We start from the raw sequence: 16,824 nt of genomic DNA, 5'->3' as shown, positions 1-16,824 counted from the left end.
ATGGTGCAGTCATTCGGCTTTACCTATTTAATGATCTGCCTGCTGGCAGGAATCGTAACGATTGTTGTTCTGACTGTTAAGTTGAGACTGCACGCTTTTTTTGCGCTGATCCTGGCCTGCTTTGTGGTAGGCCTTGGAATGCAAATGCCTGTACCTGCGATCATTGAACTGATCAAGGAAGGTTTCGGGAACATTATGAAATCGCTTGGCATGATTATACTGCTGGGTACCACTCTCGGTATATTGCTTGAGCATAGCGGGAGTACTACAGTGATGGCTGCTTATATCCTGAGGATTGTGGGAGAAAGGAGAGCCGCGCTTTCACTGAGCCTGACAGGTTTGATTGCCGGGCTTCCCTTGTTTTGCGACTCCGGCTATATCGTATTAAGCGGACTGAATAAACCTCTGGCAAAGCGTACAGGAATTTCCATTGCAGCGCTGGCAGTTTGCCTTGCCACGGGTTTATATGCCGTTCATTGTCTGATTCCGCCCCATCCGGGGGCTTCGGCAGCTGCCGGTCTTATCGGAGTGGATCTGGGAAGGTTAATAGCAACAGGCATTATCGTGGCTATACCAGCTATGTTCACCGGATATTTCTGGGCTATGTATGCAGGTAAGCGATATGTTCCGGCAGCCGGGAATGAAGAGGCAGCGGCGGTCGTGAGAGAACAGCAGGATCTTCCTGGTGTGTTCAGGGCGTTTCTTCCGGTCCTGGTTCCTGTTTTGCTGATTTCCATAAGGTCCTTTATCTCAACAGAAAACGAAGATGCGGAAATATGGAGAAATCTGTTAATCATACTTGGCAATCCTGTAATGGCTTTGATCGTGGGCGTGTTGCTGGCTCTGTCTAACATGAATAAGGGTCAGAGGTCGGCCATAAACCACTTGCTGGAAGAGTCTGTTACCAAGGCTGGTGTTATCCTCGTGATCATAGGAGGGGGAGGCGCTTTCGGAGCGGTACTGGCTGCAGCCCATGTGGGCGACAGTTTTAAGGATTCACTTCCTCTTACCAGTCTCGGAATATTGTTTCCGTTTTTGCTCACCTCCCTTTTGAAGACGGCACAGGGTTCATCAACTGTAGCTATTATTACGGCGGCATCGATCGTACTTCCGCTTTTACCTGCTGTTGGGCTTAATGATCCGGATGGAAGGATGCTGGCGGTTTTGGCGATGGGAGCAGGATCGATGATGATCTCGCACGCCAATGATGCTTACTTCTGGGTGGTAGCGAGGTTCTCGGGACTTGATATGAAGACGATGTTCCGTGTATATTCGCTTGCTACCCTGTTTATGGGACTGGTATCTTTAGCGATGATTTATCTTATATCTTTTGTTTGATATGCATATTCTTATAGCTCCTAATGCATTTAAGAACAGCCTTGATGCTTCGGCTGCTGCGGATGCAATAGAGGATGGTTTTCTGAAAAGTCGGCTCAGTTGCAGTTGTGAGCGTTTTCCAATAGGCGACGGAGGTGACGGAACAGGAAAGCTGATCGTTGAAAAATGTCGGGGCGTCATCGTAAATGCTGAAGTGAGCGACCCCCTGGGTCGGAAGATCCCGTCGTCCTTTGGTCTCATCGATAACGGCAAGACCGCTGTTATTGAGATGGCAGAAGCATCTGGGATACGGTTATTATCACAGGAAGAGCTTAATCCGCTTTATGCTTCTTCTTTTGGTACAGGTGAACTTATTAGTCATGCTTTGGACGAGGGGGTAACTAAATTGGTAATTACGATGGGAGGGTCGGCTACTGTAGATGGAGCGACGGGTATTCTGAAAGCCCTGGGAGTGCGTTTTTTGGATGCGGAGGGGATTGATCTGAAAGAGCTTCCCGCAGGCCTGATAGCCCTTGAAAGAGCGGACCTCTCGGGATTGGACAGGCGAATTATGGACTGTGAAATCGTAGTGCTGTGCGACGTGGAAAATACCTTGCTCGGTGATCGCGGATCAGCAACAGTCTTTGGTCCGCAGAAGGGAGCATCGGAAAAGGATGTCCCTTTACTTGAGGCATCGCTCGGGAGATTGAGGGACGTGGCTTTAATGACAACCGGAAAAGATATGGCTGAAGTGGTAAGCGGAGGGACAGCTGGGGGTGCCGCCGCTGGTCTTTACGCTTTTTTGAACGCAAAGCTTGTTAACGGCATTGATTATTTTCTTCAGATTACAGATTTCGACAGGGCTTTAGAGAATGCAGATCTCGTGGTAACAGGAGAAGGCAGTATTGACGAACAAACCCTGCATGGAAAAGGACCATTTGGTGTGGCCAGGCGTGCAAAAGAGAGCGGTATACCGGTGATTGGTGTAGCGGGTAAAATTCCTTTGGAGAGCCATGTCGGGCTTTCGGCGTATTTCGACGTACTGCTGTCTATTGGTAATGAGCCAGCCGATGTTGCAAGTGCTATGATGTGCACTAAGGATAACCTGATAAGGACATCGGAACAGATCGGCAATTTGCTGGCAATAAAGTAAAGGCACTGTTCATAGCAGGAAGAAGCTTTTAAACAAACAATTCGGAACGGCTGAATGTATTCTTTTACATGTCGTTAAACGAGCAATTGATATGGCTTTTTGTGCTGGCAATTCCGATCGCCTGCATCGCCTGGACCGTAACACACGAGGAAGTATTCAGAGAACCAAGGGAGTACTGCGTCCGATATAGTAATGAAAGCAGAACGCTATTTAAAAGGAAATTCTTTTATCTTTTTACATGTGAATATTGCTTTAGTCATTATGTAACTATCTTTATTTTGATACTGACTGATTTCCATCTGTTGCTAATGGACTGGAGAGGATACCTCCTTGCAGGCTTTTCTTTAGTCTGGATTGCCAATGTATATATGAGTCTCTACAATCTTATCCGGATAGATCTTAAGAAAGAACGGTTACTGGCAAAAAAAGAAGAGGAAAGTTTGAAGTCTTAATGGTTATGTAAGCTATAAGAAAACTCTATTCGCTATTAACCTGTTTGAAACAGCGTAGGGGAGGATAAAAGAGCTGGTCAGGAATTTTTTAAAGTTGATCTAATGTTCTTTAATATCCTTGTCAGAAATAGCCTCTCGCTCTGCTTTATCGTAAATCGATAATAGAAATACAGTTTCTTCTTTAATCAGCACATGAGTAATAACCCTTGCACCGCCCGATTTTCCCTTACCCTTAGATGCTATTGCAATGCGGATCTTAAAGCAATTGTCTCCCAGAGCAGTACCTTGTTTAGGGTCTTTCTTTAGGTCTTCTATAAGTTCGGCAAACTCCTTTTTTAACGAAGCATATTTTTGACAAGCTTTTTGATATCCCTTCTAAAACGAGGGGTCGCTATAATCTCATAATTCATCAAGCAAATCCTCTGCTGGAATTCCCTTTAATTTCCCCTGTTTTATAAGTGAAACCTCCCTTACAGCCTCCCTCAATCCCTCAAACACATCTGCCTTATAGGAAGAAAGTGGCTGGACTTTTACATCTTTAAAGTTTTTCAAAACCTCTATAATAAAGGAAGCTTTTTCATCTTTTATCTCTAACAATAGTTTCATGACTTCTTTTTAGTGGGATAGAGCAAATTTAAATATTATTACTGATAATAACCACTTTGAGCCATTCGATTATGTGTTTCATCATGCCCTTATACCTTAATGATAATGTTCTTCTTATACATCGGCCAAAGGATAAGCAGCCAGAAAAGCACAAAAGTTACAGCCCATGCCAGGGACGCATTGAGGTCGGAAAGGTAAGGCGTGAAAAATGATTTATAGAGCCATGTTTGCAGTCCCACCTGCTCGCCATCAAGATCTATTTTTATCCTGCTCATTACCTTTACAATAATCGCAGACATGAAGAACACGGTAATGGCGTTAACGCCATATGCAACAAAGGGCTTCGTGTATCTTTTGTAACCCTGCACGTCGATCATCCAGTACAGAAGCGCCAGCATCATGGTAGCAAGTCCCCCGGCATATAATACGTAAGAGCTGGTCCACAAGGATTTATTTATCGGAAAGGCAAGACCCCAGATCTGACCAAGGAGGGCTGATATAAATCCCAAAGAGAACATCCACGCTATCTTTTCGCTCTCTGTTTTATCCTTTCTTCTCAGCCATGTTCCGGCAAGCATCCCCAGAATTCCGGTGCCAATAGCGGGCAGGGTGCTTAATATACCTTCGGGATCCCAGGTGCGGGCAGCTTTCCAGGTATGTTGTTCTGTAATAATGAGCCTGTCGAGCCATGCGGCCAGGTTAGTTTCCTTGTCAAGATTAGGATAACCGACGCCCGGTACAGGAACCAGTGTCATCAGTACCCAGTACAGAATCAGGACGAACAGTAATGTGCGTAATTGCGTTTTTGTACTGGTTTTAATAAATAATACCGCGCATATAAAAAATACGATACCAATTCGCTGAAGAACTCCGAAGATCCTTACCGTACTAAAGTCGAAGGCTGGAAAAAGGGCAAGGAAGAAACCCAGGAAGAAAAGAATAAGGCCTCTTTTGAAAGCCCGCAGGATAAGTTTGCTATGTTGTGCCTGATCTTCCTTTTTCGAATCGAAAGCAAATGCAATTGCCACTCCCACAATATACAGGAAAAAAGGGAAGATCAGGTCGGTCGGCGTGCATCCGTTCCATTCGGCATGCTCCAGAGGTGGATAAATATGTCCCCAGCTGCCGGGGTTATTTACAAGGATCATTGCTGCAACAGTGGCGCCCCTGAATACATCAAGAGAGAGCAGGCGTGGCTTAAGTGTGGTCATTGTTTTGCTTGTTTGTGCATTTGTTTATAAAAATATGCAGAAAATAGAACATATGTATGAGAAAAATGTTATTTGTTGGTTGTTAAGGTTAATGGGCTCTCTGCACTTGCGTTATAATGCGGAAGTTTAAAAAAATAATGCAATTGTTTGCATGTTTGGTAAATATGAATTACATTTATCCTTTCAACAAACCAATTATAGATTATAGTTATTTGCTTGTTTTTGCGTTTCTTATAGATAGTAAATAGTAAATTATAGCTTTAACCCTTATATGAGAATTTCCGCTTGTTTTATTCTTTTTCAGTTATTCTCTGCTGGTCTGTATGCACAGCAGGATTCAATCGCTGTGGTAAACGCCAGGTGGGAAACGAAAAGCATTGCCCGGGGAATATCGTTAAAACACTACAGTTTTACCGGCAATACTCTGTTTAATTCTAATCAGAATATTACTATTCTTGAGGTAAAACAAAAGCGCAAACTGGAGTTTGACCTGGCGGCAGAAGCGAGGCTTAAAAAGACAACCAGCGAGTTTGGCGCTGAGAATAATGCGATAGCTGCCATTAATGGAACTTTCTTTGATGTTGCGAACGGAGGATCTGTTGATTATATAAGATTAAATGATTGCGTTATCAATGAGAATCGCACATTGGCGGCTAATACACGTGCTATTCACCAGAAAGCCGCGGTTGTGATTGATAAGGGTAAGCTTTCAATAAGTCAATGGAATGGCTCAAGTGACTGGGAAAAGCTATTGAAAGGTGAGGATGTGATGTTGTCGGGTCCCATGATTCTTGACGATTTTGCTGATGTTCTTGCTGACACTTCAGCGTTTAGCAGAAATAGACATCCGCGCTCGGTAATTGCAGTCGATGGAAGAAATCGTGTTTGGTTTATTACTGTAGATGGCCGTCATGAAAATTCGGCAGGGATGAGCCTTTCTGAAATTAGCAAAATAGTAAGATGGTTGAAATGTAAAGATGCTATCAATCTCGACGGAGGAGGATCTACCACTTTGTGGGTAAGAGGCCAGTCAGGAAGTGGAGTAGTTAACTATCCATCCGATAATAAAAAATGGGATCACGAAGGTCAAAGGAAAGTGGCAAATGTTGTTCTTTTAAAAAGGAAATGATATGATAAGGAATTTAAGTGCTTTGTTGTTCTTTGTATTTGCAGTTTCTGGCAGTGCGTTTTCAGCTTCTTATAAGAAAGGAAATAAAGAAATCCTAACTGGTGCAGATCAGACGGAGAAGTATGTTCCTTATTTAAAAGGTAAGCGTGTAGGGATGGTTGTTAATCCCACGTCCATTATTGGCACTAAGGCAAGTGTAGATAGTCTGCTTTCATTAGGTATAAATATCGTAAAAGTATTTGGACCGGAACATGGTTTTCGGGGAGACGCAAGTGCTGGTGTGAGTGTAGAAGATAGTAAAGATTCTAAAACGGGTATCCCTGTTATTTCATTATATGGAAAAAATCATAAGCCTTCAAAGGAGAGTCTGGCAGATGTTGACGTGATGGTCTTTGACATTCAGGATGTGGGTGCTCGTTTTTATACATATATAGCAACTATGCACAGGGTAATGGAAGCTTGTGCGGAGAACGGCAAAGAAATGCTGATACTTGACCGGCCTAATCCCAATGGTTATTTTGTAGATGGTCCGGTGCTTGACATGCAGTTAAAGTCAGGGATTGGAATGCATCCGGTTCCAATCGCTCATGGAATGACGGTAGGGGAGTTTGCCCAGATGATTAACGGGGAGGGGTGGCTTGCTAATGGAGTAAAGTGTAAAATCAAGATTATTCCAGTTGCGAATTACCGGCACGACATGCTATATACGCTTCCTGTAAATCCTTCGCCAAACCTGAATACGCAGCAATCTATCATGCTGTATCCTTCTGTTTGCTTGTTTGAGGGAACAATTATTAGTCAGGGAAGAGGTACTCATTTTCCTTTTACTGTCCTTGGGAATCCGGACTTAAAAGGTAAGTATTCTTTTTCTTTTACTCCGGTTAGTATTAAAGGGATGAGCGAAACGCCATTGCATATGAATAAGGCATGTTATGGCTTGGATTTGCGTAAATATGATGTTAATAAGCTTGTAAAGAGTAAAAAGATAAATCTTAAGTGGCTTATCGAGCTTTATGCTGCTTACCCGGACAAGGAAAAATTTTTCGATTATAAACAGAGTAAAGAGATGGGGAACTTCGATAAACTCGCCGGTACCGCTCTTTTGAAAAAGCAGATTGTTGCAGGTTTGACAGAGGTGGAAATTAGGAAGACCTGGGAGCCGAAGCTTGAAAAATTCAAGGAAATAAGAAAGAGATATTTGCTGTATTTATAAAAAGACGATAAATACTGCATGATTATACATAAAAATTAACCATTTAAACGATTTAGTTACTCTTTTTTGCTTGTTTATGCTTTTTTTTAAGTAAAAATCGCTAAAACATTCAATTTCTAAACTAATAATTATATATTCGCTTAGTGAAATAGAGGTTTCTTTGTGTTTTATCAAATGCCTATTTCTGCGAAATAAAAATGCAATGCGTATAAACGTGCAATGTTCTGATTGAATTTATTTATCCATTCAATAATTAAATATATCAATATGAAAAGAAGACTACTTACACTCTTTATGAGTATGGTCTTTATGATTGTGCAAGTCATGGCACAACAAAAGACGGTAACAGGCAGGGTTACTTCTGCCGATGACGGAAGTCCTTTGCCAGGAGTATCTGTAAAGGTCCGGGGAACTAGCGCCGGAGTGAGTACAGATTCCAAAGGAACTTTTTCCATTAAAGTGTCACCGGGACAGGTGCTTGTTTTTTCTTTTGTGGGCTCAACCCCTCAAGAAAGAACAGTAGGAGAGGAGAGTGTCATTAATATTAAACTAACTTCAGATTCTAAAGCGTTAAATGAGGTCGTGGTTGTAGGTTATGGTACGCAGAAAAAGAGTAATTTAACCGGTTCTGTTTCGAGCATTGATGTTAAAAAGGCTTTAGATGGAAGACCGATTTCTGATGTTGGCAGGGCGATTCAGGGATCAACACCGGGTTTGAGTGTGGTAATTCCGAGTGGTGAAGTAGGGTCAGATCCTGTCATTAAAATCAGAGGGCAGATTGGCTCTATAATAGGAGGTTCATCTCCTTTGATACTGGTAGACAACGTGGAAATTCCGAGTATTCAGCTCGTAAATCCTTCTGACATTGCTTCAATCTCAGTGTTGAAAGATGCTGCATCTGCTTCTATTTATGGGGCAAAAGCGGCCTTCGGCGTGGTTTTGATAACAACAAAAAAGGGAACTGGAACGGGGAGGCCCCAGATTTCATATACTAATAACTTTTCTTTTCAGAATCCATGGAAGGAATTAAAAATGGGAGATGTTAATTCTCTGAAATATACAATGGATGCTGTTGAAAGGGTTGGAAGTACATTCGCTGGTGCTTTTTATTATGTGAATAGGGAGAGCTATGAGAGAGCAGTTGCATGGAAAGAAAAATATGGTAGTACAATTGGCCCAGATGATCCCACTGTGTATGGGCGGGACTGGTATTTTCAGCCTGGTGTTGGTAAAATGGGTGTAAGGACTTATAATCCGTATGATTATATGGTGAAAGAGTGGGCTCCAACACAACAACATAACCTCTCAATTGGAGGAACCGCCAATAAAACATCCTATGATATTGGTCTAGGTTTGTTGAATCAATCCGGAATGATGAAGCCCGCCAAAAAGGATGAGTTTAGTCGGTACAATGCTTCCGTGCGGGTAAATAGCGAGATTAATAAGTATTTTACAGCAAGAGCGGGTGCCATGTACTCCAGGAGGAATAAAGAATATCCTTATGTAACTAATTCTACTACTGCCGATCCATGGTTATATTTATACCGGTGGGCTCCTATTTATCCTTTTGGGAATGACGAAAATGGTGATGCTATCCGCAGTCCTGCAAGTGAAACCGCTGCAGCAAATACTGCGAGTTTACTTTATAATTACCTAAATCTCAATCTTGGCGGAACGTTAAATATTACCAGTAACTGGAAAGTAGACTTTGATTATACCTTTGCTAATCAAGAACATGTATGGAACCGGCCCGGTACCAGGTATACAGCAAGGAACTCGTGGGTTGCACCGGTGGTGAGAAACGATAATTCTGGGAATGCTGTGTATGTAAATGACGCGGGCGAGGTTGTTTCAAGTACCGCTGCTGGTGCTATGCGAGCATATGATCTTGTTTATCAAACATATACTGCTAATGGATCTAATCCAGACCATTTGTACCGATTGTCAGAGAATGTTCGAAATAATACAATTAACGCTTTTTCAACGTATAACTGGAAGCTCAACGAGGATCATGACTTTAAGTTTATTCTTGGTTTGAACCGGGTGACGAACGACACAGAAAATCACTATACTCAGGTTACCAACCTTACTGATATCACCAATCCCCAGTTCTCCTATGGAATCGGGACCTGGACAGGCGGAGGAGAGGCTCTTTGGGAATCACAACTCGGTTATTTCGGAAGGGTAAACTATGCATACAAGAATAAGTATTTATTTGAAGGAAATTTACGCCATGATGGTACTTCCAAGTTCGGGGAAGCATTACAGTGGAAATGGTTCCCTTCTTTTTCTGCCGGTTGGGTAGTAAGCGAAGAGAGTTTCATGGAATGGTCTAAGCAGACTTTAAACCAATTAAAGTTCAGAGGGTCATGGGGATCGATCGGTGATCAGACGGTTCCTAATACTTTATATCAGTCGATCCTCACGAGCGGGATATCGAACTGGATTGGCGGGGACGGTGCAAAACTGAATTATGTAGGCACCCCAAGTGCTATTAAGACGGATCCCACCTGGCAGGAGATTAATACTCTTGATTTTGGAGTTGATTTAAGTCTCTTAAACAATAGATTGGGGATGACATTTGACTGGTACCAGCGGGATACAAAAAATATGCTCGTTCCTCAGGAAGGTATACCAGTGACTTTTGGAACGATTGCTCCGTATGGTAACTATGGGAACCTTCGAACAGAAGGGTGGGAGTTTGCCCTTACTTTTAATCATCGTTTCGAAAACGGGCTCGGAATTAACTTGGCTGGTAATATTTCTAACGCAAATTCTATTGTTAAGGAATACGGATCTACGCAAGCTTTAAGCAATTATTACGTCGGTAAGAATATCGGAGAGATTTGGGGGTATCGAACTGATCGTTTGTTCCAGATGGATGATTTTGATTTGGATGCAAATGGGAATCCTCAATTGATAACTCTGACTACAAATGAGAGTAAGCTGTATGCCGGTAAGAAAGCGTATAAATTGAAGAGCGGGCCAAACGGTGAATCTCCGGTTTACCAAACATTTTTGCAGAACAGTTCTAATTTCTATTTCGGCCCTGGTGACGTGAAATTTGTTGACATAAATGGCGACGGAGAGATAAATAACGGTAGTTCGACAATTGGAGATCATGGCGATCTCGAGTTGATTGGAAATTCTCAGCCCAAATACGAGTATGGCTTTAGATTAGGCGGTGATTACAAAGGTTTTGATTTGTCTGTATTCTTCCAGGGGGTGGGGAGTCGTAAAGTTTGGGGTGATGGTTTTCTCGCGATTCCAGGATATAACTCATCAGACGGAGCAATGCCTGCTGCCATAGTTGACAACTATTGGAGGCCAGATAATACTGGAGCATTTTATCCAAGGGCCTATAATAATGGCGCAAGTAACTCCGCCAACAACATGCAGATTCAATCTAGGTATCTTTTGAATATGGCATATTTACGCCTTAAGAATCTATCCTTCGGTTATTCGTTACCTAAATCATTCCTGAGTAAAATAAGTGTCAACTCACTTAGGGTATATATGTCCTTAGAAAATATCTGGACTTGGGATCATTTAAATGGTTTGCCTATCGATCCCGAATATATTAATGGATACTCAATGTATAATAAAGAAAACTATAATTCTGGTCGTACCGGAGCAGGCGTTCCTGCCTTTAAAAGTGTTTCTTTTGGTGCTCAGCTAAATTTCTAAAATTTAAGGAAATGAAATATTATAACAGATTTATATATAGTGCGTTTACGGCAGTTACCCTACTGGCTTCATGTAACAAGGATGTGCTTGATCGACCTCAGTTAACCGCCTCAAGAGACAATGCGTATTGGAGAAATGAAACCGATATACGTTTATACACTAATGCTTATTATGCTAATTATTTCACTGGGTATAATAGTGGATTTGGCGTTGACTACGCTCCATCGCGAGGTTATACGTTTAACGATGATGTTACGAGGAAGGGGGTTCAAAGTAATTTTGAAATTGCGGTACCATCAACCAGAGCATCAACTTCTGAAACCGCAGCTTGGTTGACACAATATGCTGGACCGACGTGGGATTTTGCATGGGTGAGGAAGTCTAACATATTGATCGATCGTCTTGAGAATGTCGCCAAGGTAAATTTGCCGGGCGAGGCATATAATCATTGGATGGGGGTTGCGCGTTTTTTTAGAGCTTTTGAATATACCCGTCTGGTACAGGTTTTTGGAAATGTTCCATATTTTGACAAAGATGTACAAGAGACTGAACTGGATCTGTTATATAAAGATCGCGATAACAGGGGAGTGGTAATGGATAAAGTTTATGACGATTGTGTGTTTGCAATGCAAAATATCAGGCTGGATGATGGAAAACAAAATTTGAACAGATATATCGCTGCGGCATTCATTTCGAGGTTTATGTTGTTTGAAGGGACTTATGAATATTACCACAATATAAATACGGAGAGAGCGAAAAAATATCTTCAGTTGGCAATTGAAGCTTCTGAGTTGGTGATGAATAGTGGAAAGTACAGTTTTGGAAGTGATTTTAAGAGCTTATTTGCGTCTGAGAACCTATCTGGAAATCCTGAAGTTCTGATGTACAGAACGTATGATGCTGCTTTGAATGTTACTCATAGTGTTGGTTCATACTCAAACGGTACTGAAACTGTAGAAGTGGATCCTAATCTGGTGCTCATTAAGTCGTTTATATGTAATGATGGAAAGGTCTGGCAAAACTCGAGTGTCACCAACGCAAACAGCTTTTCACCAAAGGATCTTGTAGTGACACGTGACCCACGTTTTGAAGCGAGCTTTATAGATAAGCCAATTAACGCTTCTGCCACTCTGCTGTATGGGTATAAATTTGCGTCCAGGCAAGCTATTACCTATATCGGGAAACCTTACCCATCAATCTGGACAAGTAATACCAACACAAATGATGCACCTGTTATTCGCCTTGCAGAGGTAGTTCTAAATTGGATAGAAGCAAAAGCTGTGTTGGCTCAACATTTAGGTGGAACAGCAGTTACTCAGGCAGATCTTGATAAATCGATTAATGCTATAAGAAATAGACCTCTTGATGCAGAAGCTATTGCAAAAGGTGTAAAGAAAACCACTGGATTACAGTTGGACTTTTTGCCAGTTGATCCGGCTCGTGATTCAGATGTACCTGCGCTGATCTGGGAAATTCGTCGTGAAAGACGGATGGAATTTGTGTTTGAATATTCGCGACTGCTGGATCTCAAGCGGTGGAAGAAGCTTAACTACATGAACTTTAGTACCAACGATGATTATTTCTATGGGCCTTGGGTTAATATTGCAACAGAAATGCCTGCTTTTTTAGCTGCCACTTATAAAGATAATTTAAAGGTAAGGAAGGCTGACGGAACGGTGGTAACCTACAATGGAACTAATGGTAGTGAAATGGTCGGATTCTATAGAGTGCAGAATGCTGCTAACCGGAATACGTTTGGTGATGAAGCATATCTTTCTCCTGTAGGACAGACGCAAATTAATGAATACAAAGATAAAGGCTACACTCTTACGCAAACAGCAGGATGGTAACTTGTCGAATTTACTAATGAAAAGCCCTCCACTGCAATGTTGCGAGGAGGGCTTTTTTAATGAATTAATGCATGTTTGCGAAAAAAAACGGTATTCTAGTCTCTTTTTTTTTCTTTTCTATAGAAGTTTTAGCTCAGAACCTCCATCTTCCCAAACGCGAGTTTCGTGCAGTTTGGATAGCCACTGTTCAAAATATAGACTGGCCTTCTAAACGGGGGTTGAGTTCGGAGGTCCAGAAACAGGAGTTTGTGAATATTCTGAATGATCATCAGAAGACGGGTATCAATGCTATTATGCTGCAGGTTCGTCCGTCCGCAGACGCCGTGTATGGTAAAAGCCGGGAGCTATGGAGCATGTTTTTGTCCGGGAAGCAGGGAGTTGCTCCCCAACCGCTCTATGATCCTCTTGACTTTGCAGTTATTGAAGCGCATAAGAGAGGGATGGAACTTCATGCCTGGTTTAATCCTTACAGGGCAACGAACGATACCATCGACTCAAATACGGCCATTCAGCATATTACCAGAACCAAACCCGAGTGGTTTTTCACCTACGCCGGAAAGAAGTACTTTAATCCGGGGCTGCCTGAGGTGAGAAATTATATAATTGGGATCATTATGGATGTGGTTAGGAATTACGACATCGATGGCGTCCACTTTGATGACTATTTTTATCCCTATCCGGGCAAAACTCCTCTGCCCGACAGCGCATCTTTCGTTCAATACGGAAAGGAGTTTTCTTCAATTGACGACTGGCGACGGAATAATGTGGATGTGCTCATAAAAACTCTTTCAGATAGCATCCATGCAGAAAAGCGGTATATGAAGTTCGGCATCAGTCCTTTTGGTATCTGGCGTAATCAGAAAGATGACCCGGAAGGTTCGGAGACAAACGGCCTTTCCGGATACAGCGCCTTGTATGCAGATGCAAAGAAATGGCTGACAGAGGGCTGGATCGACTATATAAATCCACAGGTTTATTTCCCTTTTAATTATCCAGCAGCTGCTTACGAAAAGCTGGTGGACTGGTGGAGCAACGTAGCGAATGGGAAACATGTATATATCGGACATAGTGTTTACCGCGCCATGGAAGATCGTGATGGCTGGCGGGATAAACAGCAGCTCCCAAATCAGATCCGTTATCTCCGGCAAAATCCAAGGGTTCAGGGGAGTGTGTTTTTTAGTTCGAAATCGCTTACCAATAACCTTGCAGGATTCAAAGATTCTTTAAGGAACGATTATTATAAGTACCCGGCATTGTTGCCGCAAATGATATGGATGGATGCAGTTCCTCCTCTGTCGCCTCTTAAGCTAAAGGCTTCACGGGTTCCGGGAGGGGTGTTGTTAAAATGGAGCGAGCCTATAGCTGTCAGGGATGGTGAGGTCGCTTACGGATATGTTATTTACCGGTTTGATAAAAACGAGCGGATAGACATAAATAATCCGGAGCATATCATTCATGTTAGTTTCAACGCTAAAACAACCACTTATACTGATAGCAGTGATAAACAAAGCGGCAAATACATTTATCTCGTGACCTCTATTGACAGGATGAAGAATGAGAGTACGCCATCTAATGCCGCGACAGTAAAAGTTAAAAAATGAAAAGAAGCATTTTTATAATACTGTCAGCTTTTGTTTTTTTTAGTACAAAAGCTGCTGACGATAGTTGGATCCGCATTAACCAACTTGGATATACTCCCGGTGGTATAAAAGTAGCAGTATGGGTAAGCAAATCAGCTGGGAATATCCGTGATTTTGAACTTATCAATGCAAATACTGAGAAAATTGTATATCGTGGAAAAGCAGGCCACGGGTTCGGAGCTTACGGTCCTTTCAAAGAGTCGTACCGGCTGAACTTTTCGGAATTCAAAACTCCCGGTAGCTTTTACGTCAGGGCAGGGTCGGTGAAGTCGCCTGTTTTCCGGATAGATGCCGATGTTTATAAGGGTACAGCAGACTTCGCGCTTCGTTATATGCGTCAGCAGCGAAGCGGTTACAATCCGTATCTTAAGGATTCATGTCATACTACCGATGGGTATACCATGTATGGCCCTATGCCCGACAGCACGCGAATAGATGTTGCCGGCGGCTGGCATGATGCATCTGATTATCTTCAGTATTCTACAACTTCAGCCAACGCAACCTATCATCTTCTGGCAGCGTACAGGGATTTCCCTTCCGCTTTTACTGATGAGCACCAGGCAAATGGACTGAATGGTTCAAACGGGGTGGCTGATGTTCTGGATGAGGCAAAATGGGGAATTGAATGGCTGCTGAAAATGCATCCGAAAGAAGACTGGCTTTTCAATCAGCTGGCCGATGATCGCGATCACAAAGGAATGCGTCTTCCATCGCTCGATTCAGTGGATTACGGGGTAGGTCCGGGAAAAGGGCGACCCGTTTATTTTGCTACCGGAATGCCACAGGGGTTGGGTAAATACAAGAACAGAGCTACCGGTGTGGCTTCCACAGCCGGAAAGTTTGCCGCTGCTTTTGCCCTGGGATCGAAGGTCTATCAGGGCAGCGATGCTGCTTTTTCCGCATTGTTGAGGGAGAAAGCGTTGTCCGCCTATTTACTGGGAATTCAGAAACCGGGAGTGTGTCAAACTGCTCCTAATCTTGCTCCTTATTTTTACGAGGAAGATAACTGGGTGGATGATATGGAGCTTGGTGCGGCAGCGCTTTATCAACTGACCAACAATAAGAAGTATTTCAATGAGGGTTTTCAGTTTGGTTTAAAAGAGAAGGTGACACCCTGGATGGGCGCTGATACTGCCCGTCATTATCAGTGGTATCCCTTTCATAACTTCGGTCACTACGAGCTGGCCGGTGAAGCCATTGCCAGAGATCGTAAAGAGCTGACTGGTTTTTATAAAGAAGGAATCGAAAATATATGGAAAAAGGGAAAGAAGAACGCTTTTTACCGGGGTGTGCCTTTTATCTGGTGTTCAAATAATTTGACTACGTCCTTCGCTATCCAGTGTTTTTTATATGAAAAGCTTAGTGGCGACAAATCTTACAGAGAACTTGAACAGGCAAATTTCGACTGGTTATTCGGTTGTAATCCCTGGGGAACCAGCATGGTGTATGGTCTTCCAACCGGCGGTGATACTCCAGCCGATCCGCATTCCTCCTTTACACATTTGTATAAGTATCCAATAGACGGCGGGCTGGTTGATGGACCTGTTTATGGCTCGATTTATAAGGGCTTGCGCGGAATCACCTTGTATGGCGACGATGAATATGCTGATTTTCAATCTGATCTTGTAGTTTATCATGATGACTATGGCGATTATAGTACCAACGAGCCTACTATGGATGGTACAGCTTCCCTGGTTTATCTGCTCGCTGCAAAGGAATCAGAAAACCGGGAGGGTGTTCAAAAAAAAAAAGTAGTTACTGATGCGCATGGAGCGATTATCCGGGGTGATACCACTAAGAAAAATATCGCACTGGTTTTCACCGGCGACGAGTTTGCAGATGGAGGAGAGATAATCGCAAGGACTTTAAGACGGAATCATGTAAAAGCTTCTTTTTTCTTTACCGGTCGCTTTTACAGGAATCCGTTGTTTGAAAAACTGATAATAGAACTAAAAAAAGACGATCACTATCTGGGGGCGCATTCTGATCAGCATCTGTTGTATTGCGACTGGAAACGGAGAGACAGTATGCTGGTCACCGAAGAGCAATTTAAAGAGGATCTGCGCAGAAATTATGATGCAATGATGTACTTTGGTATCGAAAAACAGGATGCTTCTTATTTTCTGCCGCCTTACGAGTGGTATAACAGTACTGTCGCAAAGTGGACAAAGGAGGAAGGAATGCAGTTGGTGAATTTTAGCCCGGGAACGCGATCGACGGCCGACTATACTTATCCTGATATGGGTAAGAGCTATATTTCATCAAAAGATATCTACAACTCGATATTGAGTTTTGAAGCGAATGCAAAAAATGGGATGAACGGCTTTATGTTGCTGATGCATATCGGTACTGACGTTAGGAGGACAGATAAGTTTTATAATCTGCTCGACAGTTTGATTAAGGTTTTGCATCATAAAGGATATTCCTTCGAAAAAATAGATAAGCTTCTGAATGAGGGAGAATAGAGTCTTGCGTTTTTATGCATGTTTTAAATTAATAATGCATGAAGCGCTTGTTATTTAAGTCGCTAATTCGTAATTTTAGCGTTATAAAGATAGAACGAGGG

At 42.5% G+C, this 16,824-nt stretch carries 12 protein-coding genes; 9 read left to right on the top strand and 3 right to left on the bottom strand.

Annotated features, from left to right (window positions below; all coding sequences use genetic code 11):
• From BDE36_RS18270 to BDE36_RS18260, 3 genes are all read left to right on the top strand, one after another.
• Nucleotides 1–1,338 (top strand): GntP family permease, encoded by a 1,338-nt coding sequence (locus BDE36_RS18270; protein ID WP_128770038.1) that lies wholly within the window; start codon nt 1–3, stop codon nt 1,336–1,338.
• Between the two features lies 1 nt (nt 1,339).
• The gene (locus tag BDE36_RS18265) at nt 1,340–2,470 is read left to right on the top strand and encodes a glycerate kinase (RefSeq protein WP_141816012.1); all 1,131 of its coding nucleotides are present in this window, start codon (nt 1,340–1,342) and stop codon (nt 2,468–2,470) included.
• 68 nt (nt 2,471–2,538) lie between these two features.
• Nucleotides 2,539–2,922, top strand: coding sequence for a hypothetical protein (locus BDE36_RS18260; protein ID WP_141816011.1), 384 nt, complete (start codon nt 2,539–2,541; stop codon nt 2,920–2,922).
• Nucleotides 2,923–3,021: 99 nt separating this feature from the next.
• Here BDE36_RS18260 and BDE36_RS24205 read toward each other — a convergent pair whose 3' ends face one another.
• From BDE36_RS24205 to BDE36_RS18245, 3 genes are all read right to left on the bottom strand, one after another.
• Nucleotides 3,022–3,237, bottom strand: a complete 216-nt coding sequence (locus BDE36_RS24205; RefSeq protein WP_317132919.1) for a type II toxin-antitoxin system RelE/ParE family toxin — start codon at nt 3,235–3,237, stop codon at nt 3,022–3,024.
• Nucleotides 3,238–3,321: 84 nt separating this feature from the next.
• Nucleotides 3,322–3,528 (bottom strand): hypothetical protein, encoded by a 207-nt coding sequence (locus BDE36_RS18250; protein WP_141816010.1) that lies wholly within the window; start codon nt 3,526–3,528, stop codon nt 3,322–3,324.
• Nucleotides 3,529–3,617: 89 nt separating this feature from the next.
• Nucleotides 3,618–4,739 carry an acyltransferase family protein gene (locus BDE36_RS18245; protein WP_141816009.1) on the bottom strand — a complete coding sequence of 374 codons (1,122 nt, stop codon included), beginning with the start codon at nt 4,737–4,739 and terminating at the stop codon, nt 3,618–3,620.
• A 271-nt stretch (nt 4,740–5,010) separates the two neighbouring features.
• Here BDE36_RS18245 and BDE36_RS18240 point away from each other — a divergent pair, with 271 nt between their 5' ends.
• From BDE36_RS18240 to BDE36_RS18215, 6 genes are all read left to right on the top strand, one after another.
• Entirely contained in the window at nt 5,011–5,868 is an 858-nt protein-coding gene (locus BDE36_RS18240; RefSeq protein ID WP_141816008.1) for a phosphodiester glycosidase family protein, read from the top strand.
• Nucleotide 5,869: 1 nt separating this feature from the next.
• On the top strand, nt 5,870–7,081 hold the full coding sequence (locus BDE36_RS18235) for an exo-beta-N-acetylmuramidase NamZ family protein (protein ID WP_141816007.1): 1,212 nt from the start codon (nt 5,870–5,872) through the stop codon (nt 7,079–7,081).
• Nucleotides 7,082–7,348: 267 nt separating this feature from the next.
• Nucleotides 7,349–10,768 carry a SusC/RagA family TonB-linked outer membrane protein gene (locus tag BDE36_RS18230; protein WP_141816006.1) on the top strand — a complete coding sequence of 1,140 codons (3,420 nt, stop codon included), beginning with the start codon at nt 7,349–7,351 and terminating at the stop codon, nt 10,766–10,768.
• Nucleotides 10,769–10,779: 11 nt separating this feature from the next.
• On the top strand, nt 10,780–12,618 hold the full coding sequence (locus tag BDE36_RS18225; protein WP_141816005.1) for a RagB/SusD family nutrient uptake outer membrane protein: 1,839 nt from the start codon (nt 10,780–10,782) through the stop codon (nt 12,616–12,618).
• A gap of 71 nt (nt 12,619–12,689) precedes the next feature.
• Nucleotides 12,690–14,219 carry a glycoside hydrolase family 10-like protein gene (locus tag BDE36_RS18220; RefSeq protein ID WP_141816004.1) on the top strand — a complete coding sequence of 510 codons (1,530 nt, stop codon included), beginning with the start codon at nt 12,690–12,692 and terminating at the stop codon, nt 14,217–14,219.
• Nucleotides 14,216–16,723 carry a bifunctional glycoside hydrolase family 9 protein/polysaccharide deacetylase gene (locus BDE36_RS18215; protein WP_141816003.1) on the top strand — a complete coding sequence of 836 codons (2,508 nt, stop codon included), beginning with the start codon at nt 14,216–14,218 and terminating at the stop codon, nt 16,721–16,723. The genes BDE36_RS18220 and BDE36_RS18215 overlap by 4 nt, the downstream gene beginning before the upstream one ends.
• Nucleotides 16,724–16,824 lie beyond the last annotated feature (101 nt).

The sequence above is a fragment of the Arcticibacter tournemirensis genome, from assembly GCF_006716645.1.
Lineage (GTDB): Bacteria > Bacteroidota > Bacteroidia > Sphingobacteriales > Sphingobacteriaceae > Arcticibacter > Arcticibacter tournemirensis.
The sequence above is the reverse complement of the archived record's forward strand: the minus strand, read 5'-3'. Positions and strand labels throughout refer to the sequence as shown.

Excerpts from the sequence above, each read along its gene's own strand:
- BDE36_RS18270 (WP_128770038.1), top strand. The coding sequence starts at position 1 with ATGGTGCAGTCATTCGGCTTTACCTATTTAATGATCTGCCTGCTGGCA.
- BDE36_RS18265 (WP_141816012.1), top strand. The coding sequence starts at position 1,340 with ATGCATATTCTTATAGCTCCTAATGCATTTAAGAACAGCCTTGATGCT.
- BDE36_RS18260 (WP_141816011.1), top strand. The coding sequence starts at position 2,539 with ATGTCGTTAAACGAGCAATTGATATGGCTTTTTGTGCTGGCAATTCCG.
- BDE36_RS18250 (WP_141816010.1), bottom strand. The coding sequence starts at position 3,528 with ATGAAACTATTGTTAGAGATAAAAGATGAAAAAGCTTCCTTTATTATA.
- BDE36_RS18245 (WP_141816009.1), bottom strand. The coding sequence starts at position 4,739 with ATGACCACACTTAAGCCACGCCTGCTCTCTCTTGATGTATTCAGGGGC.
- BDE36_RS18240 (WP_141816008.1), top strand. The coding sequence starts at position 5,011 with ATGAGAATTTCCGCTTGTTTTATTCTTTTTCAGTTATTCTCTGCTGGT.
- BDE36_RS18235 (WP_141816007.1), top strand. The coding sequence starts at position 5,870 with ATGATAAGGAATTTAAGTGCTTTGTTGTTCTTTGTATTTGCAGTTTCT.
- BDE36_RS18230 (WP_141816006.1), top strand. The coding sequence starts at position 7,349 with ATGAAAAGAAGACTACTTACACTCTTTATGAGTATGGTCTTTATGATT.
- BDE36_RS18225 (WP_141816005.1), top strand. The coding sequence starts at position 10,780 with ATGAAATATTATAACAGATTTATATATAGTGCGTTTACGGCAGTTACC.
- BDE36_RS18220 (WP_141816004.1), top strand. The coding sequence starts at position 12,690 with ATGTTTGCGAAAAAAAACGGTATTCTAGTCTCTTTTTTTTTCTTTTCT.
- BDE36_RS18215 (WP_141816003.1), top strand. The coding sequence starts at position 14,216 with ATGAAAAGAAGCATTTTTATAATACTGTCAGCTTTTGTTTTTTTTAGT.